This window comes from Pseudomonas sp. LBUM1651 (assembly GCF_059716135.1).
On the sequence record NZ_CP166805.1, the window covers coordinates 1,587,206 to 1,605,889 of the forward strand.

The following is an 18,684-nucleotide window of genomic DNA, read 5'->3' on the forward strand; positions in this document are numbered from 1 at the left end:
GGTGATCACCGACCTGTAGGAGCAAGGCTTGCCCGCGATGGCGTCCGCAAGATCGCTATCGCGGGCAAGCCTTGCTCCTACAAGGGAGTGGTACGCCCGAAATATGCCACGCTCATTTCTGCCGCCAAATCTGCGACAATCGCCCCCCTGCGCCACTAGACGACTTATTGCGTACCTGATGACTGACGAATCGCCTTCCATCGACAAGCTGCTGAAAAACCTCGATCACGCCATGCTCGCCGACCGCCACCGGCTGCGGCGGCAGTTGCTTGAGCTGCGCAAGAAACCCGACGAGGCCAAGCTGGCCCAGTGGGTGACGCGCCTGCAGGCGTCCTGTGATCAGGTGCTGGCGCGACGTGCCAGCCTGCCGGTGATTCGTTACGACGACAGCCTGCCGATCGCCGCCAAGCGCGACGAAATCAAAGAGGCGCTGCTCAAGCATCAGGTGCTGATCATCGCCGGCGAAACCGGCTCGGGTAAAACCACCCAGTTGCCGAAAATCTGCCTGGAAATCGGTCGCGGCCAACATGGCCTGATCGGCCACACCCAACCGCGTCGAATTGCGGCGCGCAGCGTCGCGAGCCGGGTCGCCGAAGAACTGGCGACGCCCTTGGGCGCGCTGGTCGGCTATCAGGTGCGGTTCGAGGACCAGAGCGATTCCAACACCCTGATCAAACTGATGACCGACGGCATTCTGCTGGCGGAAACCCAGAACGACCGCTACCTCGAACGCTACGACACGATCATCGTCGACGAAGCCCACGAACGCAGCCTCAACATCGACTTCCTGCTCGGTTACCTGAAAACCCTGCTGCCGCGCCGCCCGGACCTGAAAGTCATCATCACCTCGGCGACCATCGACCTGGAGCGCTTTTCCAAGCACTTCGACGATGCGCCGATCGTTGAGGTCTCCGGTCGCACCTTCCCGGTGGAAACCTGGTACCGCCCGCTGACCCTGGAGCAGGATGAAGAGGGCAACCGCGTCGAAGACGACCTGACCGTGGACCAGGCGATCCTCGCCACCCTCGACGAAATTGCCGCGTTCGAACGCAGCGAACGCAAGAGCCCCGGCGATGTGCTGGTGTTCCTGCCCGGCGAGCGCGAGATCCGCGACGCCGCCGACATGCTGCGCAAGGCCCAACTCAAGCACACCGAAATCCTGCCGTTGTACGCGCGGCTTTCGCCCGCCGAACAGCAGCGGATTTTCCAGTCGCACCCAGGGCGTCGCGTGGTGCTGGCGACCAACGTCGCGGAAACCTCGTTGACCGTGCCGGGCATCCGTTACGTGATCGACAGCGGCACCGCGCGCATCAGCCGCTACAGCTACCGCGCCAAGGTCCAGCGTCTGCCCATCGAGGCGATTTCCCAGGCCAGCGCCAACCAGCGTAAAGGTCGTTGCGGGCGGGTCGAGCCGGGCATCTGCGTGCGGTTGTTCAGTGAAGAAGATTTCCTCGGGCGCCCGGAATTTACCGACCCGGAAATCCTGCGGACCAACCTGGCGGCGGTGATTTTGCAGATGCTGCACCTGCGCCTCGGCGAGATCACTGATTTCCCGTTCATCGAGCCGCCGGATGGCAAAGCCATCAGTGACGGTTTCAACCTGCTGCAAGAACTGTCGGCAGTGGATCGCAACAGCCAACTGACGCCGCTCGGTCGCCAGTTGGCGCGCCTGCCGGTGGACCCGCGCATGGGCCGCATGCTGCTGGAAGCGGCGAAACTCGGCAGCTTGCAGGAAGTGCTGATCGTCGCCAGCGCCATGTCGATTCAAGACCCGCGTGAACGGCCGCCGGAGCGTCAACAAGCGGCGGATCAGGCCCACGCCCAATGGAAAGACGTGGACTCGGACTTCGCCGGGCTGGTCAATCTGTGGCGTGGTTTCGAAGAACAGCGCCAGGCATTGACCGCCAGTCCGCTGCGCAACTGGTGCCGCAAGAATTTCCTGAATTACCTGCGTCTGCGCGAGTGGCGCGACTCGCACCGTCAGTTGAGCCTGATCTGCCGCGACATGCAGTTGAGCCTCAACAAAGAGCCGGCGGATTACCCGAAACTGCACAAAGCCGTGCTGTCCGGATTGCTCAGCCAGATCGGGCAGAAAACCGAGGACGGCGATTACCTCGGCGCCCGTCAACGGCGCTTCTGGATTCACCCGTCATCGGGCCTCGGCAAGAAGCGTCCGCAATGGCTGATGACCGCCGAACTGGTGGAAACCACCAAGCTCTATGCGCGCATGGTCGCCAAGATCGACGCTGACTGGATCGAGCCGCTCGCCGGGCACCTGATCAAGAAAAACCACTTCGAACCGCACTGGGAGAAGAAGCGCGGTCAGGTCGTGGCGTTCGAACAAATCACCTTGTTCGGGCTCATCGTGGTCGGTCGCCGGCCAGTGCATTACGGGCCGGTCGATCCGGTGGTCTCCCGCGAGCTGTTCATTCGTGAAGCGCTGGTGCGTGGCGAGATCCAGTCAAAGGCCAAATGCCTGACGGCCAACAAACAACTGCTGGAACAACTCGACGAACTGGAAGCCAAGGCCCGTCGGCGTGACATTCTGGCCGACGAAGAAACGCTGTTCGCCTTCTACGATGCACGGCTGCCGGCGGAGATCCATCAGACCGCGACCTTCGACAGCTGGTACCGGGTCAACAGCCAGAAAGATCCGCAGTTGCTGATCATGCGCGAAGAAGACGTGCTGGCCCGCGAGGCCAGTGAAGTCACCGCCGCACATTACCCGGACACCTTGCACATCGGCGATCTGGAACTGGCGCTCAGTTACCACTTCGAACCGAACCATCCGCGCGACGGCGTGACCCTGCGCGTGCCGGCGCCGTTGTTGCCGATGCTGCCACCGGAGCGTCTGGAATGGCTGGTGCCCGGCGTCATCGAGGCCAAGTGCATCGCGCTGGTGCGCAACCTGCCCAAGGCGCTGCGCAAGAATTTCGTGCCCGTGCCGGACTTCGTCAAAGCCGCGTTGCAGCGCATGACCTTCGCCGAGGGCTCTTTGCCTCAGGCGCTGGGCCGTGAACTGCTGCGCATGACCGGTGCGCGGGTCAGCGATGAAGCCTGGGCCGAAGCGGCGCAGCAAGTCGAAAGCCATCTGCGCATGAACCTGGAGATCGTCGACGGCAAGGGCAAGTTCCTCGGCGAAGGGCGTGATCTGGCAGAACTGACCGCTCGATTCGCGGAAGCGAGCCAGGCTGCACTGGCGGTGCCGCAGACGGCGAAAAGCCAACAACCGGTGGAGGCGAAAGTCTTCGCGGCCGTGGCGGAAAAGACTCAACAGAAGATTGCCGGGCTGTCGATGACGGTGTATCCGGCTCTGGTGGAAGAGGCCGGCACGGTCAAGGAAGGGCGGTTCTCGACGCCGGCCGAAGCCGAGTTCCAGCATCGCCGCGCCTTGCAGCGCTTGCTGATGCAACAGCTGGCGGAACCGGCGAAGTTCTTGCGCGGCAAGTTGCCGGGCCTGACCGAACTGGGCCTGATGTACCGCGACATGGGCCGCATCGACGCTCTGGTGGAAGACATTCTGCTGGCCAGCCTCGACAGCTGCATCCTCGACGGTGAAGACCCGCTGCCGCGCGATGGCGCCGGGCTGGCGGCGTTGGCCGAGCGCAAACGTGGCGGCTGGACCGAGCATGCCGAGCGGCTGGCAAAGCTGACGCTGGAGATTCTCAAGCTCTGGCACGGCCTGCAAAAACGCTTCAAGGGCAAGATCGATCTGGCGCAAGCCGTGGCGCTGAACGACATCAAGCAGCAGCTCAGTCATCTGGTGTATCCGGGTTTTGTCCGCGAAACGCCAATGCAGTGGCTCAAGGAGCTGCCGCGTTACCTGAAAGCCATCGAGCAGCGCTTCGAGAAACTTGGTGCTCAGGTGCAGAAGGATCGGGTGTGGAGCGGCGAGTTGTCTGGCCTCTGGACCCAATACCAGACCCGCGCCAGCAAACACGCCCAGGAAGGCAAGCGCGATCCGCAGCTTGAGCTGTATCGCTGGTGGCTTGAGGAATACCGGGTTTCGCTGTTTGCCCAACAGCTGGGGACCAAAGTGCCGATTTCCGACAAGCGCCTGAACAAGCAATGGAGCCAGGTAGAGCCCTGACGACCCCTGTAGGAGCGAGCTCGCGATGGTCGTCAACGATAACGCTGCGAGCATGGCACCCTGCGGCGCTCTCAGGTTTTTCGCGAGCAAGCTCGCTCCTACAGGGATCGCGTTGTTCTCGCAAATAGGGCTAAAACCCAACGTTTATGGCAAACTTCGCGCCTATAAGCGCCAGCCCCGCGGTTTTGAGCCTTTGAGGTTCGGGCGAATTGGAATACAGCGATGCCAGGTTTGCGTCCCCCGGATGGGAATAGACCCTTTATGCGTTGGTACGTCGGTGCCAACGCTTTCTGCCTGAACAGATTAGAGAAACGACCATGCATAACGTCGTCATCAGCGGCACCGGCCTGTACACCCCGGCCAACAGCATTTCCAATGAAGAGCTGGTGCAGTCTTTCAACGCTTACGTCGCGCAATTCAACGCCGACAACGCCGACGCCATCGCCCGTGGTGAAGTCGAGGCATTGACCGAATCCAGCGCAGCGTTTATCGAAAAAGCCTCCGGCATCAAAAGCCGCTTTGTCATGGACAAGGACGGCATTCTCGACCCGCAACGCATGGCGCCACGCCTGCCGGAGCGCTCGAACGACGAGTGGTCGGTGCTTTGCCAGATGGCCATCGGCGCGGCCGAGCAAGCCTTGCAGCGCGCCGGCAAAACCGCTGCCGACATCGACGGCGTGATCGTTGCCTGCTCCAACCTGCAACGCGCCTACCCGGCCATCGCCATCGAAGTTCAGGAAGCGCTGGGCATCCAGGGTTTTGGTTATGACATGAACGTCGCCTGCTCCTCGGCGACTTTCGGTATTCAGGCGGCCGCCAACAGCGTGCAACTGGGCCAGGCCCGGGCAGTCCTGATGGTCAACCCGGAAGTCTGCACCGGTCACCTGAACTTCCGCGACCGTGACAGCCATTTCATCTTCGGCGATGCGGCCACCGCGGTGATCATCGAGCGCGCCGACCTGGCAACGTCCAAGCATCAGTTCGACGTGGTCAGCACCAAGCTGTTGACCAAGTTCTCCAACAACATCCGCAACAACTTCGGCTTCCTCAACCGCGCGGCGGAAGAGGGCATCGGTGCCAAGGACAAACTGTTCGTGCAGGAAGGCCGCAAGGTGTTCAAGGAAGTCTGCCCGATGGTTGCCGAGCTGATCGGTGCGCATCTGGAAGAGAACCAGCTCAACGTCGGCGACGTGAAGCGCTTCTGGCTGCACCAGGCCAACCTCAGCATGAACCACCTGATCGTGAGGAAACTGTTGGGCCGCGAAGCCACCGAACAAGAAGCACCGGTGATTCTCGACACCTACGCCAACACCAGCTCCGCCGGTTCGGTGATTGCGTTTCACAAGCATCAGGATGATCTGGCCGCCGGTTCGCTGGCCGTGCTCAGCTCGTTTGGCGCCGGTTACTCGATTGGTAGCGTGATTCTGCGCAAGCGTTGATCGCTAGTCTGATGAGGGGCTTTTGTGGCGAGGGAGCTTGCTCCCGCTCGGGTGCGCAGCAGCCGCAAAACCAACCGATGAGGTCTGCCTGAAAAGTAGCGGTCGCAGGTTTTGGGACCGCTTCGCAGTCCAGCGGGAGCAAGCTCCCTCGCCACAAAAGGCGCATGCGGGTCTTACAGCGGGGCAATAAAAAAACTCGCGCTGCGGTATCGGACGGATGATGGGGACCGATACAGCAACGCGAGTTTGTAAAAGCAGTCCGGGCTTCCTTGCCCGAACCGTGTAGCAGGGATCAGAACTTGGCTTCAGCATCCAGTTGCAGGGTGTTGATTTTCGAATCGCGCAGAGTGGCGTTGGTGTAGTCGGAGTCAGCCATGAAGTACGTCGCGCCGAGGGCGAAGTTCTTGTCGATCTCGTAGCTCACTTTCAACTTGCTGCCGCGCGAACCGGTGAAACCGTTGGCGAAGTCGGAGTCGGTGAAGGCGCCGACCACTGCGTTACGCTGTACGTCGCGGTAGTTGTAGTCCACGCCGAAGCCGAAGACGTTGGTCTTGACACCGGCCAACCAGCCCATGTCCTGATCGTTGCTGGCATCGTCGTTGTTGACGACTTGACCGTAAAGCGACAGCGGCATTGGCAGGCCGCCGATGTCGATCTGACCAAAGCCTTCGTACAGTTTGAATTGTTCGTTCGCAGTGTTGCCGTTAATGGCCAGTCGGCAGGTGTTCGCAGCACACGTATTGTTGATGTCGTTGTCGTTGTCGTAAGCGTAGAGACTGCCGCCCAGAGTCATTTTCAAGTTGTCGGTGATCGCGAAGCGCGCGCCCAGCTGGCCTGAGTACAGACGCAGGTCGTGACGGAACTGCTTGCCTTCGCCGTCGACGTTGTCCTTGAGGGTGAAGTGGCCGGCGCTACCGAACAGCTCGGTGCTGCCGCCCAGCGGGTATTTGTAAGTCAGTGCCAGACCTTCCGGGCTGATGTCGCTATCCCAGATGATGTCGCCCATGCTCACCCATGGTTGTGGCATCTTGCCGCCGATCAAGTGCAGATTCTTGATGGCGTCAGGGTGGTAGTCGACGTAACCCTGGTCCAGCCAGATATCCTTCTTGGTGAAGTTGTTGTCCAGACTCTGGTTGGTGGAACGAGGATCGTTGTCGCTGCCAGTGGCAATACGGATGCCGGTGTCCACTTGCGGGTTGATTGCAGTGTAGGCACCCAGGCGGACACGAATACGTTGACGATCCTGGTCGCCGGTGTTCGATACGCCATCGTTCTTGACCGTTTCCTGACGGAAACGCACGTCACCCTTGAACTGGGTCTTGGCGGCCCACGCCAGCTTCTGGTCGAAGGTGCTCAGCTCATTGGTTTTCTTCGCTGTCGCTGCGATCTGCTCGTTGCTCTCTTGCTGAGCCTGACGAGCGATTTGCTGTTCTTTCTGATCCCGGGCCAGTTCGGCTTGCAGTTCGTTGTACTGCGCGTTGTTAATCGAACCGTTAGCCTTCAGCATGTCGAGCAGTTTGGCGTCGACTGCGGCACTGGCCGGAACACTCATGGCCAGCAGCAGACCGCCACACAGGGCCGCCGCAGTTTTCGTGGAAGCAAGACGCATATCAATCTCCGAAGATGAAAGGGGATGACTGAGCCATCCGGGGCACAACCGACCGTTGAAGGACGGAATCAGTGGCCGGGTTAGAACCCGACGCTCTAAAAACTGGCGCCAGTATCGCGATGGTTTATGACAAAGCAGTGGCAATGTGATGGCGGCTCGATGACGATACAAAGCTTTTACGAACTTTTTACTCGCCGGTCTGTCGGCGGATCGCGGGGTGTGGAACAGGCGTCGATAAGCGATACTCGCAGGACTTTACGCCGCGAAGTGGAGAGAAGTGGATGCCGTTGCAACGTCTGGAAAAACTGTCTGATATAGCACCGCACACCTGGGATGCCCTGGTGCCGGATGATCAGCCGTTTCTGCGCCATGCCTTTCTCAGCGCACTGGAGGACAGCGGCAGCGTTGATCCGCATTCCGGGTGGCAGCCCGAGCATTTGCTGCATATGGAAAGTGGCCGATTGATCGCCGCGCTGCCCAGTTACCGCAAATGGCACTCCTACGGCGAGTACGTGTTCGATCATGCCTGGGCCGATGCGTGCGAGCGTGCCGGCATCGACTATTACCCCAAATTGCTGACCGCCGTGCCCTTCAGCCCGGTCAGCGGACCGCGTTTGCTGGCGGCCACGGTTGAGGACGGTTTCGAACTGCTGAAGAGTTTGCCCGGCTACCTTGAGATCGAAGAACTCTCAAGCGCTCACATCAACTTCACGGACCCGTTCACCGACGCGGCATTGGCCGAACAACCCGGCTGGCTGCAGCGCATCGGCTGTCAGTACCACTGGCAAAATCGCGGGTATCGGGATTTTCAGGACTTCCTCGACGTCCTCAGTTCACGCAAGCGCAAGCAGATGCGCAAGGAACGCGAGCAGGTGGCGGGGCAGGGCTTCGAGTTCGAGTGGCTGGAAGGCCGGCAACTGGATCAGGTGCAGTGGGATTTCGTTTACGCCTGTTACGCCAACACCTATGCAGTGCGTCGGCAACGGCCTTATCTGACGCGAGAATTTTTCAGCCTGTTGGCCGAACGCATGCCGGAATCCATTCGCGTGGTGCTGGCCAAACAAGGCTCACGCCCGGTGGCCATGGCCTTCAGCCTCGTGGGCGGCGACAGTTTTTATGGACGTTACTGGGGCTGTCTGGCGGAGTTCGACCGTCTGCACTTCGAGACGTGTTTCTATCAAGGCATGGACTACGCGATTGCCAACGGCTTTCAGCGTTTCGATGCCGGTGCTCAGGGTGAGCACAAGCTGATTCGCGGGTTTGAACCGGTGATCACCCATTCCTGGCACTACTTGCGTCATCCCGGCCTGAAAGCGGCGGTAAAAGACTTCCTTCATCAGGAACGTCTCGGCGTGTTGGCGTATGCCGAGGAAGCGAGGACTGCTTTGCCTTATCGGCAAGACTGATCCTTCGTCCGTGAGCTCAGGTGCATTCCTTGCTGGAATTCCAGCGAGCATGAAAAAACCGCCAGGGCCTGTGGTTGGCGGGCTGTGGCGGTTTTTTTGGATTGGGTGAATATCCGTTACCGCAGAAACGGATACTCACCCAATCAAAAAGCCTCAATCGATGCCAACAAACCCCCCAGTCTGGTGCTGCCACAACCGCGCATACAACCCACCCTGCGCCAGCAGTTCAGCATGGGTCCCCGTCTCGGCAATCTGGCCTTTCTCAAGCACCACCAACCGATCCATCCGCGCAATGGTCGAGAGCCTGTGGGCGATGGCAATCACCGTTTTACCCTGCATAAGGGTTTCGAGACTTTCCTGGATCGCCGCTTCAACTTCCGAATCCAGCGCTGAGGTGGCTTCGTCCATGATCAGGATCGGCGCGTCCTTGAGCAGCACCCGTGCGATGGCGATCCGCTGACGCTGGCCGCCCGAGAGTTTCACCCCGCGTTCACCCACATGCGCATCAAACCCGGTGCGCCCTTCGGCGTCCGACAGCAACGGAATGAACTCATCGGCACGGGCCTTGTGCACCGCTTCCCAGAGTTCGGCGTCGGTGGCATCGGGTTTGCCGTAAAGCAGGTTGTCGCGGATCGATCGATGCAGCAGCGACGTGTCCTGGGTGATCATGCCGATGCGCTCGCGCAGGCTCTCCTGGCCGACGTCAGCGATGTTCTGGCCGTCGATCAGGATTTGCCCGCCCTGCACGTCATAGAGGCGCAACAGCAGGTTGACCAGGGTCGATTTGCCGGCGCCGGACGGGCCGATCAAGCCGATTTTCTCACCTGGTTTGATCGTCAGGTTGAGGCCGCCGATGATTCCGCTCTTCTTGCCGTAGTGAAAATCCACGTGCTCGAAGCGCACTTCACCACGGGCAACGGCCAGCGGTTTCGCCGCTTCACGGTCGGTGACGCTGACCGGTTGCGAGATGGTCTGCAAACCGTCCTGAACCATTCCGATGTTTTCGAAAATGCCGGTGACCACCCACATGATCCAGCCGGACATGTTGACGATCCGGATCACCAGGCCGGTAGCGAGGGCGATGGCACCGACGGTGATCAGCGACTGCGTCCACAGCCACAACGCCAGACCGGTGGTGGTGACGATCAGCAAGCCGTTCATGCTGGTGATGACCACGTCCATGCTGGTGACCACGCGGCCGGCCAGTTGGGCTTTTACGGTCTGTTCTTCGATGGCTTCCTTGGCGTATTGCTGTTCGAAGTTGGTGTGGGCGAACAGCTTCAGCGTGGTGATGTTGGTATAGCCGTCGACGATCCGCCCCATGAGTTTGGAACGCGCATCCGAAGACACCACGGAGCGTTCTTTCACCCGTGGCACGAAGTAGTAGAGGGCGCCGATGTAGGCGGCGATCCAGGTCAACAACGGGATCATCAGGCGCCAGTCGGCTTCGGCGAACAGTACCAGCGAACTGATTGCGTAGATCAGCACATGCCACAGCGCGTCCACCGCTTGCACGGCGGAATCGCGCAGCGAGTTGCCGGTCTGCATGATGCGTTGGGCGATGCGCCCGGCGAAGTCGTTCTGGAAGAAATTCAGGCTCTGCTTGAGCACGTAACTGTGGTTCTGCCAGCGGATCATGCTGGTCATGCTCGGGCTCAGGGTCTGGTGCACCAGCAGGTCATGCAGGCCCACAAACACTGGGCGCAGGAGCAGTGCCACCACTGCCATCCAGGCCAGTTCGATGCCGTGTTCCTTGAAGAAGTTGACGTTCGGCGTGCCCTGGGCCAGGTCGATGATGCGGCTCAGGTAGCTGAACAGCGCCACTTCGATCAATGCGCCGAACAGGCCGACGGTCAGCAGGGCGGCGAAACTCGGCCAGACCTGCTTCAGGTAATAGGTATAGAAGGGGAAAACACGGTCGGGCGGAGCCGCCGTCGGGGCGTCACGGAATACGTCGATCAGTTTCTCAAAACGGCGATAAAGCATTGGTTCTCCGCCCGCGTGCGGGCTCTCCTTTAAACGCTATGAGCGGCGCCGAATGCCGGCGGCCGCTCAACATCCCTGTGCCTGTAGGTCTTAGTCGATGCGCTTGGCCGACTTGATGAACACAGGATCGGCAGGCACATCTTTCATGCCGCCGCGGGTAGTCGTTTGCGAGTTGACGATGACGTCCACGACATCCATGCCTTTCACGACTTTACCGAAGACCGCATAGCCATCGCCCTGGTCCAGGAAGTCGTTGTCCTTGACGTTGATAAAGAACTGGCTGGTGGCCGAATCCGGCACAGAAGTACGGGCCATGGACAGCGTGCCACGGACGTTATGCAGGCCGTTTTTGGACTCGTTCTTGATCGGTGCCTTGGTTTCTTTCTGCTGCATTTGTTGAGTGAAACCACCGCCCTGGACCATAAAGCCCGGGATCACACGGTGGAAAATCGTGTTGTTGTAGAAGCCGCTGTCGACGTACTCAAGAAAGTTCTTGGTACTGATCGGCGCCTTGACCGGGTCCAGTTCGATTTCGATCTGACCGTTGGTGGTTTCCAGCAGCACGTGCGGCGCCTTGGCGGGCGTGGCGGCCATCAGGTTGGCGGCAAACAGAACGGAGCCAGCGACGAGGGCGATTTTTTTCAGCATGGGTCAGTGATCCTGAGTGTAGTGGTGTCGACTGCGGTGAGAAACTCGAGCAGGGTTTGGTTGAAGCGTTCGGGTTGATCCAGCGGGGTGGCGTGACGCGAATCGGCGATCACCACCAGCCGCGCATCGGGCAGCAGTTTTACGTAAGTCTCCTTCAGCGACACCGGTGTGTAGTCACGGTCGGCGCTGACGATGAGGGTTGGACAGGACACTCTGGAAAGTCGTTCCTGAACACCCCAACCAACGATCGCGTCGAAGCTGGCGAGATAAGCATGTTTGTCGTTTTTTGCCCAGCGCTCTGCCATCTTTTGACGCAATTCGGCCTGTTCCGGTTTCGGGAACAGCTTGGCACCCAAGGCTTTGCCGATGGTGCCCAGACTGAGCGCGCGCATCAGGCTCCAGCGCTTGAACCACTGCCAATAATCGTCGCGGCTGCGCAGTTTGACCTCGGGCGCGCTGTTGACGATGCACAGGCTTTTGAGCAGTTGCGGCTGATCCACTGCCAGTTGAAAGCCGATCATGCCGCCCATCGAAAGTCCCACATAATGTGTCGGGCCGAGGTTCAAATGCTCGATCAGGGCGATCAGGTCAGCGCTGAACCCAGCGATGCTGTAGCGCTCGCGGGGTTTGTCCGAGCGACCGTGGCCGCGCACATCCGGCACGATTACCCGGTAGCGGGCGGACAGCGCCGGGATCTGCTCTTCCCAGTCCAACGTGCTGGAACCCAGCCCGTGGACCAGCAGCAACGGCGTGCCGTGGCCATATTCTTCGTAGTGCAGGTTGCAACCTTCGTGTTCGAAATAGGCCATGGGTTACTCCGTGTCAGGCTTGTTCAGGGGCGGCGAAGGGGGCATCCAGCGGCGCGGTGTCGAAAGTGCGCAGCAGTTCGATGAGGATTTGCGTCGCCGGGCCCAGCGGTTTGTCCTTGTTCGAATACAGGTAGAAGCTCGGGTTACGGCTGCCGCCCTGGTCCAACGGTAGCAGCTTAAGGGTCCCTTCCTTCAATTCGCGTTCGATCATGTGCCGGGGCAACCACGCAAAACCCAGCCCGCTGCCGACAAATGTCGCGGCGGTGGCGAGGCTGCCGACGGTCCAGCGCTGCTCAGCGCCGAGCCAGCCGACATCCCGTGGCTGCTGGCGGCCGGAGTCGCGGATCACCACTTGCATCTGGCTTTCCAGGTCCTGGAAATTCAGTTCGCGGTTCAGACGGTGCAGGGCGTGCTCGGGGTGGGCGACGGCGACGAATTCGACGTCGCTCAATTCCGCGCCCAGATAGCCAGGAATACTGAAGCCGGTGATCGCCAGGTCGGCCACGCCTTCGAGCAAGACTTCTTCAACACCCGACAACACTTCTTCGCGCAGACGCACGCGGCAGCCACGGCTTTGCGGCATGAATGCGGTCAGGGCGCGGACGAGGCGGGCGCTTGGGTACGCGGCGTCGACCACCAGCCGCACTTCCGCTTCCCAGCCTTGCTCCATGTGATGCGCCAGGTCTTCCAGTTGGCTGGCCTGTTTCACCAGTTGCCGCGAGCGGCGCAGCAACACACCGCCGGCTTCGGTCAGCACGGCTTTGCGGCCGTCGATGCGCAGCAGGGGAACACCGAGCTGGTCCTGCATACGTGCCACGGTGTAGCTGACTGACGATTGCGAGCGGTGCAGCGCTTCGGCGGCCTGGGCGAAACCGCCGTGGTCGACCACGGCCTGCAGCGTTCGCCATTGATCAAGGGTCACGCGGGGCGCTTTCATGTTGAGCTCCTCTTGTCCTAAGCTGGCAGTCCTTATTGGAGACTGCCGAATGAAAAAATTCTGTTGTGTGGTGTTGGCGATGCTGCCGCTGACTGCCTTTGCTTACCCGATCGACGTACAAAAACAGTTGAACGGCTTGAGCATCGACTACAACGCGTATGACACGGATACCGACATCGCCTCCATTCAGGTGAACAACTACGGCAGCACCGATGCAGTCTGTAAGGTGGTTTTCAATAACGGTCCGGAAGCACCGCGCACCCGCAATATCGAAGTGGCTGCCGGCAAGCACAAAAATGCCACCGCCAAGTTCAACCGGAACATCATCAAGATGCGCATCAATCTGACCTGCACCCCGAAATAGTATTTAGATCCTGTGGGAGCGAGCAGGCTCGCTCCCACAGGAGAGCATGCCCAGCTTATAAACGAATTTATTGATGGGTTATAGCAGTTATTTGCGCTTTTTCATCGATATGACTCTGTTTAACCTTCACTCCATCGACTTACAACATTCTCAGATGGAGCCTACATCCCATGTCCCGCGTTCTGATCATCGAAAGCAGTGCCCGTCAGCAAGACTCGGTTTCCCGTCAACTGACCCAGACCTTCATCAGCCAGTGGAAAGCCGCCCACCCCAACGACCAGATCACCGTGCGTGACCTGGCCGTCAACCCGGTGCCGCACCTGGACATCAACCTGTTGGGCGGCTGGATGAAACCCGCCGAGCAGCGCAGCGACATCGAACAGGCTTCCCTGGAGCGCTCCAACCAGTTGACCGATGAATTGCTGGCCGCCGACGTGCTGGTCATGGCTGCGCCGATGTACAACTTCGCGATCCCGAGCACGCTGAAAGCCTGGCTCGACCACGTGCTGCGTGCCGGCGTGACCTTCAAGTACACCGACACCGGCCCGCAAGGCCTGCTCAGCGGCAAGCGCGCTTACGTGCTGACCGCTCGCGGGGGGATCTACGCCGGTAGCACCGCCGATCATCAGGAACCCTACCTGCGTCAGGTCATGGGCTTCATCGGCATCCACGACGTGACCTTCATCCATGCCGAAGGCATGAACCTGGGCGGCGACTTCCAGGAGAAGGGGCTGAACCAGGCCAACGCCAGGCTTGCCCAGGTGGCTTGAGGCTTTAATCGCCAGATAATCGCTGGATGGTCTAGTGACCTGGCGCAACCCTTCAAGCCTGTACGCGCATCGACCTCCCTTTGCACTTGTTGCTCCTGAGTGCTGTAGCCCGATTGAACGCTTTAGCGAGATCGGGCTTTTTTTTGCCTGCGATTTGGTGGTTGTCCACGGATCTGTAGGAGCCGAGCTTGCTCGCGATGGCGGCGCCACATTCAACATGGATGGCGACTGACACACCGCCATCGCGAGCAAGCCCGGCTCCTACAGGGATCTATGTGTTCTCGCGATCGCCGACAAAACCCGCTATCGTCGCCGCCATTCAAAACGAGGCGAGCATGGGCTATCTACTTTTTGTCACGCTGATCCAGGCGTTTTCCTTCAGTCTGATCGGCGAATACCTGGCCGGTCATGTCGACAGTTACTTCGCAGTGCTGGTGCGGGTGTTGCTGGCGGGTTTGGTGTTTATTCCGTTGACGCGCTGGCGTTCGGTGGAACCGGCGTTCATGCGCGGCATGCTGCTGATCGGCGCGTTGCAGTTTGGCGTGACCTACGTCTGCCTGTACCTGAGCTTCCGGGTGCTGACGGTGCCGGAAGTGTTGCTGTTCACCATCCTCACGCCACTGCATGTGACGTTGATTGAAGATGCGCTGAACCGGCGCTTCAATCCATGGGCGCTGGTCGCAGCGTTGGTGGCAGTGCTTGGCGCGGCGGTGATTCGCTTTGACCGGATCAACCCGGATTTCTTCATGGGATTCCTGCTGCTGCAACTGGCCAACTTCACCTACGCCGCCGGGCAGGTGCTTTATAAGCATCTGGTGGCGCGTCATCCGAGCGATCTGCCGCATTACCGGCGCTTCGGTTACTTCTACCTGGGCGCATTGGCGGTGGCGTTGCCGGCCTTTCTGCTGTTCGGCAAACAGAATTTCCTGCCCGAAGCACCGCTGCAATGGGGCGTGCTGGTGTTCCTCGGCCTGGTCTCGACCGCGTTGGGGTTGTATTGGTGGAACAAGGGCGCGTGCCTGGTGAATGGCGGGACACTGGCGGTGATGAACAATCTGCATGTGCCGGTGGGGCTGCTGATCAATCTGCTGATCTGGAATCAGCATGAAGAGTTGGGGCGGTTGTTTCTGGGTGGTTCGGTGATTTTGATGGCGGTGTGGATTAGTCGGTTGGGCATCAGACCCACCGCAATCCGCTCTTCGTAGGAGCATGGCTTGCCCGCGAAGGCGGAGTGTCAGGAGGCAATGATGTCGACTGACACTCCGTCTTCGCGGGCAAGCCTTGCTCCTACAGGGGGCGGCGGTGCTACATGATGTGTTTTTCCTGCTCCGGAATGTGGCTCGCGCCCAGCACCGCTGGCAACAACCCGGCGCGCAGATCCCCGCCACTCGGCTGTTGATAAAGACTCAAGCCAAACTCCGGCAGCACCGCCAGCAGATAATCGAAAATATCCCCCTGAATCCGCTCGTAGTCCGCCCACGCGGTGGTGCGGGTGAAGCAGTAGATTTCCAGCGGAATCCCCTGCGCCGTCGTCTGCATCTGACGAACCATGCAAGTCATGTTCGGCTGGATCTCCGGATGACTCTTCAAATACGCCAGCGCATACGCGCGGAAGGTCCCGACATTGGTCATCCGCCGACGGTTGGCCGACATGGCCGCGACGTTGCCCTGAGCCTCGTTCCACGCCTTGAGTTCAGCCTGTTTGCGGCTGATGTAGTCGGTCAGCAGATGCACCTGGGACAGTCTCTGTTCTTCGTCATCACGGATGAAGCGCACACCGCTGGCATCGATGAACAGGCTGCGCTTGATCCGTCGCCCACCCGATTGCTGCATACCGCGCCAGTTCTTGAACGACTCGGACATCAGGCGCCAGGTCGGAATCGAAACGATGGTCTTGTCGAAGTTCTGCACCTTGACCGTGTGCAGCGTGATGTCCACCACATCGCCATCGGCGCCGACTTGCGGCATCTCGATCCAGTCGCCGACCCGCAGCATGTCGTTGCTGGTCAGCTGCACGCTGGCGACGAACGACAACAGGGTGTCCTTGTAGACCAACAGAATCACCGCCGACATGGCGCCCAGACCCGACAGCAGCAACAGCGGCGAGCGGTCGATCAACGTGGCGACGATGATGATCGCGCCAAACACGTACAAGACCATTTTCGTCAGTTGCACGTAGCCCTTGATCGAGCGGGTACGGGCATGTTCGGTGCGCGCATAGATGTCCAGCAACGCGTTGAGCAGGGCGCTGATGGCCAGCACCAGGAACAGAATGGTGAAGGCCAGCGCGACGTTGCCGAGGAAGATCAGGCTGATTTTGCTCAGCTCCGGCACCAGGTGCAGGCCGAACTGGATCACCAGCGACGGCGTCATCTGCGCCAGGCGATGAAACACCTTGTTCTGCCGAAAGTCGTTGACCCAGTGCAACGCCGGTTGGCGGCCAAGCATTTTGGTCGCGTGCAGGATCAGGTAACGCGCCACTCGTCCGAGGGTCAGTGCCACCACCAGCAACAGAAGCAGCCCGAGGCCGGAATGCAGGAGCGGATGCTGATCGAGAGCACCCCAAAGGTCTTGGACGTTGAGCCAGAGCTGTTTGATATCCATGGGTAAAACCGTTCTTCTATAGGACGCGTCGGGGCGATTAGAGCATTTAAGACGCTTTGGATGACGTTTGAGGACAAAAGAGGCAACAAAAAAGCCACTGTTTACGGTCGTTTGCATAAAGAAACTCGGCCTCGGCGCTCGAAACCGTTACCCTATGCAGCTGTTTTTTTGTATTTCTTCGAGGTAGCACCCGTGTTTTCCCAATTCGCCCTGCACGAACGCCTGCTCAAAGCCGTGGCCGAGCTTAAATTTGTCGAGCCAACGCCTGTGCAAGCAGCGGCTATTCCGCTGGCGCTCCAAGGGCGTGACCTGCGGGTGACAGCGCAAACCGGCAGCGGCAAAACCGCCGCCTTCGTTTTGCCGATCCTCAACCGTCTGATCGGCCCGGCGAAAATCCGCGTCAGCATCAAGACCCTGATCCTGCTGCCGACCCGCGAGCTGGCCCAGCAGACCATCAAGGAAGTCGAGCGCTTCGCCCAGTTCACGTTCATCAAGTCCGGCCTGATCACCGGCGGCGAAGACTTCAAGGTCCAGGCCGCCATGCTGCGCAAGGTGCCGGACATCCTGATCGGTACGCCAGGGCGGATGATCGAGCAACTGAATGCCGGCAACCTCGACTTGAAAGAAGTTGAAGTGCTGGTCCTCGACGAAGCCGACCGCATGCTCGACATGGGTTTTGCCGAAGACGTGCAGCGTCTGGTGGAAGAGTGCACCAATCGCCAGCAGACCATGCTGTTCTCCGCCACCACCGGTGGTTCGGGCTTGCGCGAGATGGTCGCCAAGGTCCTGAACAACCCTGAGCACTTGCAGCTGAACAACGTCAGCGATCTGAACGCGACCACCCGTCAGCAGATCATCACCGCTGACCACAACCAGCACAAAGAACAGATCGTGAACTGGCTGTTGGCCAACGAGACCTATCAGAAGGCCATCGTGTTCACCAACACCCGTGCCATGGCCGACCGCATTTACGGCCGCCTGGTGGCGCAGGAATACAAAGCGTTTGTCCTGCACGGTGATAAGGACCAGAAAGACCGCAAACTGGCGATCGATCGCCTGAAACAGGGCGGCGTGAAAATCCTCGTCGCCACTGACGTTGCCGCTCGCGGCCTCGACGTCGACGGCCTCGACCTGGTGATCAACTTCGACATGCCGCGCAGCGGCGACGAATACGTTCACCGCATCGGTCGCACCGGCCGCGCCGGCAACGATGGCCTGGCCATCTCGCTGATCTGCCACGGCGACTGGAACCTGATGTCGAGCGTCGAACGCTACCTCAAGCAGAGCTTCGAGCGCCGCACCATCAAGGAAGTCAAAGGCACCTACGGCGGACCGAAAAAGGTCAAGGCCTCGGGCAAAGCCGTTGGCGTGAAGAAGAAAAAGGTCGACGCCAAGGGCGACAAGAAGAAAACCGGCGCCAAGGCACCGACCAAGCGCAAAATCGCCAACCGCCCGAAGACCGACGCCCTGTCGCTGGTCAGCAAGGACGGCATGGCGCCGCTCAAGCGCCGCAAGCCGGAAGCGCCGGCTGCTGAATAAGGCGCCGTAGCGATCCCATAAAAAAACCGGACCCATGTCCGGTTTTTTTACGCCCCTGAATTGGAACGCGATCCGCTAATGTAGGAGCCGGCTTGCTGGCGATCGCCTCGACGCGGTGTGTCAGGGAGAATCGCCAGCAAGCCGGCTCCTACAGATCAGCTTTCGGCTTTTTTCTCCGCCGATCCCAACTCCTTCAAACGCTGATCGATCAACTGGCACTTGTCCGGTAGATCGGCGCTGGCCGTGCCCAGATCCATCTTCTGCAACTCATCGTTGATCTCTTTGGCTTTCTTCGGATTCTGCTCCGTGAGCCTGGCGACTTCCTTGGCCAGCTGTTCACGTTTGGCGGTGGCTTCCTCCGGTGTGCAGGCCCAGGCGGGGAGGGCGCAAGCGAGGGTAGCGGCGAGGGTGAGTTTCAGCAGGGTTTTCATGGAGTGGGCCTCGGTTCCGGTTAAGGCGGGTTATCCGGTTGAGGGTTGAGGT

The 18,684-nt window shown here is 60.0% G+C and carries 13 protein-coding genes and 1 pseudogene; 7 read left to right on the forward strand and 7 right to left on the reverse strand.

Going from position 1 to position 18,684, the window contains the following annotated elements; genetic code table 11:
• The first annotated feature begins 178 nt into the window (after window positions 1-178).
• Window positions 179-4,090, forward strand: a complete 3,912-nt coding sequence (hrpA, locus tag ACA066_RS07350) for an ATP-dependent RNA helicase HrpA (protein ID WP_497698689.1) — start codon at window positions 179-181, stop codon at window positions 4,088-4,090.
• A gap of 317 nt (window positions 4,091-4,407) precedes the next feature.
• Window positions 4,408-5,529 (forward strand): beta-ketoacyl-ACP synthase III, encoded by a 1,122-nt coding sequence (locus ACA066_RS07355; protein ID WP_497698690.1) that lies wholly within the window; start codon window positions 4,408-4,410, stop codon window positions 5,527-5,529.
• A 292-nt stretch (window positions 5,530-5,821) separates the two neighbouring features.
• Here ACA066_RS07355 and ACA066_RS07360 read toward each other — a convergent pair whose 3' ends face one another.
• Window positions 5,822-7,138, reverse strand: coding sequence for a putative porin (locus ACA066_RS07360; protein WP_497698691.1), 1,317 nt, complete (start codon window positions 7,136-7,138; stop codon window positions 5,822-5,824).
• Window positions 7,139-7,419: 281 nt separating this feature from the next.
• On the opposite strand from ACA066_RS07360, the gene ACA066_RS07365 reads away from it, so the two are divergent.
• Entirely contained in the window at window positions 7,420-8,544 is a 1,125-nt protein-coding gene (locus tag ACA066_RS07365; RefSeq protein WP_497698692.1) for a GNAT family N-acetyltransferase, read from the forward strand.
• A 153-nt stretch (window positions 8,545-8,697) separates the two neighbouring features.
• On the opposite strand, the gene ACA066_RS07370 is transcribed toward ACA066_RS07365, so the two are convergent.
• The 4 genes and pseudogenes from ACA066_RS07370 to ACA066_RS07385 form a co-directional block, all read right to left on the reverse strand.
• Window positions 8,698-10,530, reverse strand: coding sequence for an ABC transporter ATP-binding protein (locus ACA066_RS07370; protein WP_497698693.1), 1,833 nt, complete (start codon window positions 10,528-10,530; stop codon window positions 8,698-8,700).
• 90 nt (window positions 10,531-10,620) lie between these two features.
• Entirely contained in the window at window positions 10,621-11,178 is a 558-nt protein-coding gene (locus ACA066_RS07375) for a peptidylprolyl isomerase A (RefSeq protein WP_017337032.1), read from the reverse strand.
• Window positions 11,179-11,181: 3 nt separating this feature from the next.
• Window positions 11,182-11,987: pseudogene (locus tag ACA066_RS07380) on the reverse strand (alpha/beta fold hydrolase).
• 13 nt (window positions 11,988-12,000) lie between these two features.
• Window positions 12,001-12,924, reverse strand: a complete 924-nt coding sequence (locus ACA066_RS07385) for a PA3225 family LysR-type transcriptional regulator (protein WP_017337034.1) — start codon at window positions 12,922-12,924, stop codon at window positions 12,001-12,003.
• A gap of 49 nt (window positions 12,925-12,973) precedes the next feature.
• On the opposite strand from ACA066_RS07385, the gene ACA066_RS07390 reads away from it, so the two are divergent.
• The 3 genes from ACA066_RS07390 (at window position 12,974) to ACA066_RS07400 (ending at window position 15,263) form a co-directional block, all read left to right on the forward strand.
• Window positions 12,974-13,288 (forward strand): 3-phosphoglycerate kinase, encoded by a 315-nt coding sequence (locus tag ACA066_RS07390; RefSeq protein WP_497698694.1) that lies wholly within the window; start codon window positions 12,974-12,976, stop codon window positions 13,286-13,288.
• A 170-nt stretch (window positions 13,289-13,458) separates the two neighbouring features.
• The gene (locus tag ACA066_RS07395) at window positions 13,459-14,058 is read left to right on the forward strand and encodes an FMN-dependent NADH-azoreductase (protein WP_497698695.1); all 600 of its coding nucleotides are present in this window, start codon (window positions 13,459-13,461) and stop codon (window positions 14,056-14,058) included.
• A gap of 335 nt (window positions 14,059-14,393) precedes the next feature.
• Window positions 14,394-15,263, forward strand: a complete 870-nt coding sequence (locus ACA066_RS07400; RefSeq protein WP_497698696.1) for a carboxylate/amino acid/amine transporter — start codon at window positions 14,394-14,396, stop codon at window positions 15,261-15,263.
• 100 nt (window positions 15,264-15,363) lie between these two features.
• Here the strand turns inward: ACA066_RS07400 and ACA066_RS07405 are convergent, their stop codons facing one another.
• Entirely contained in the window at window positions 15,364-16,662 is a 1,299-nt protein-coding gene (locus tag ACA066_RS07405) for a mechanosensitive ion channel family protein (RefSeq protein WP_497698697.1), read from the reverse strand.
• Between the two features lie 192 nt (window positions 16,663-16,854).
• Between ACA066_RS07405 and ACA066_RS07410 the strand changes: the two genes are divergently transcribed.
• A complete protein-coding gene (locus ACA066_RS07410) occupies window positions 16,855-18,201 on the forward strand; it encodes a DEAD/DEAH box helicase (protein ID WP_150713764.1) in 1,347 nt (448 codons plus the stop codon).
• 155 nt (window positions 18,202-18,356) lie between these two features.
• Here the strand turns inward: ACA066_RS07410 and ACA066_RS07415 are convergent, their stop codons facing one another.
• Window positions 18,357-18,632 (reverse strand): hypothetical protein, encoded by a 276-nt coding sequence (locus tag ACA066_RS07415; RefSeq protein ID WP_497698698.1) that lies wholly within the window; start codon window positions 18,630-18,632, stop codon window positions 18,357-18,359.
• Between the last annotated feature and the right edge of the window lie 52 nt (window positions 18,633-18,684).

Coding starts and splice junctions, on each gene's coding strand:
- hrpA (WP_497698689.1), top strand. CDS start 179: ATGACTGACGAATCGCCTTCCATCGACAAGCTGCTGAAAAACCTCGAT.
- ACA066_RS07355 (WP_497698690.1), top strand. CDS start 4,408: ATGCATAACGTCGTCATCAGCGGCACCGGCCTGTACACCCCGGCCAAC.
- ACA066_RS07360 (WP_497698691.1), bottom strand. CDS start 7,138: ATGCGTCTTGCTTCCACGAAAACTGCGGCGGCCCTGTGTGGCGGTCTG.
- ACA066_RS07365 (WP_497698692.1), top strand. CDS start 7,420: ATGCCGTTGCAACGTCTGGAAAAACTGTCTGATATAGCACCGCACACC.
- ACA066_RS07370 (WP_497698693.1), bottom strand. CDS start 10,530: ATGCTTTATCGCCGTTTTGAGAAACTGATCGACGTATTCCGTGACGCC.
- ACA066_RS07375 (WP_017337032.1), bottom strand. CDS start 11,178: ATGCTGAAAAAAATCGCCCTCGTCGCTGGCTCCGTTCTGTTTGCCGCC.
- ACA066_RS07385 (WP_017337034.1), bottom strand. CDS start 12,924: ATGAAAGCGCCCCGCGTGACCCTTGATCAATGGCGAACGCTGCAGGCC.
- ACA066_RS07390 (WP_497698694.1), top strand. CDS start 12,974: ATGAAAAAATTCTGTTGTGTGGTGTTGGCGATGCTGCCGCTGACTGCC.
- ACA066_RS07395 (WP_497698695.1), top strand. CDS start 13,459: ATGTCCCGCGTTCTGATCATCGAAAGCAGTGCCCGTCAGCAAGACTCG.
- ACA066_RS07400 (WP_497698696.1), top strand. CDS start 14,394: ATGGGCTATCTACTTTTTGTCACGCTGATCCAGGCGTTTTCCTTCAGT.
- ACA066_RS07405 (WP_497698697.1), bottom strand. CDS start 16,662: ATGGATATCAAACAGCTCTGGCTCAACGTCCAAGACCTTTGGGGTGCT.
- ACA066_RS07415 (WP_497698698.1), bottom strand. CDS start 18,632: ATGAAAACCCTGCTGAAACTCACCCTCGCCGCTACCCTCGCTTGCGCC.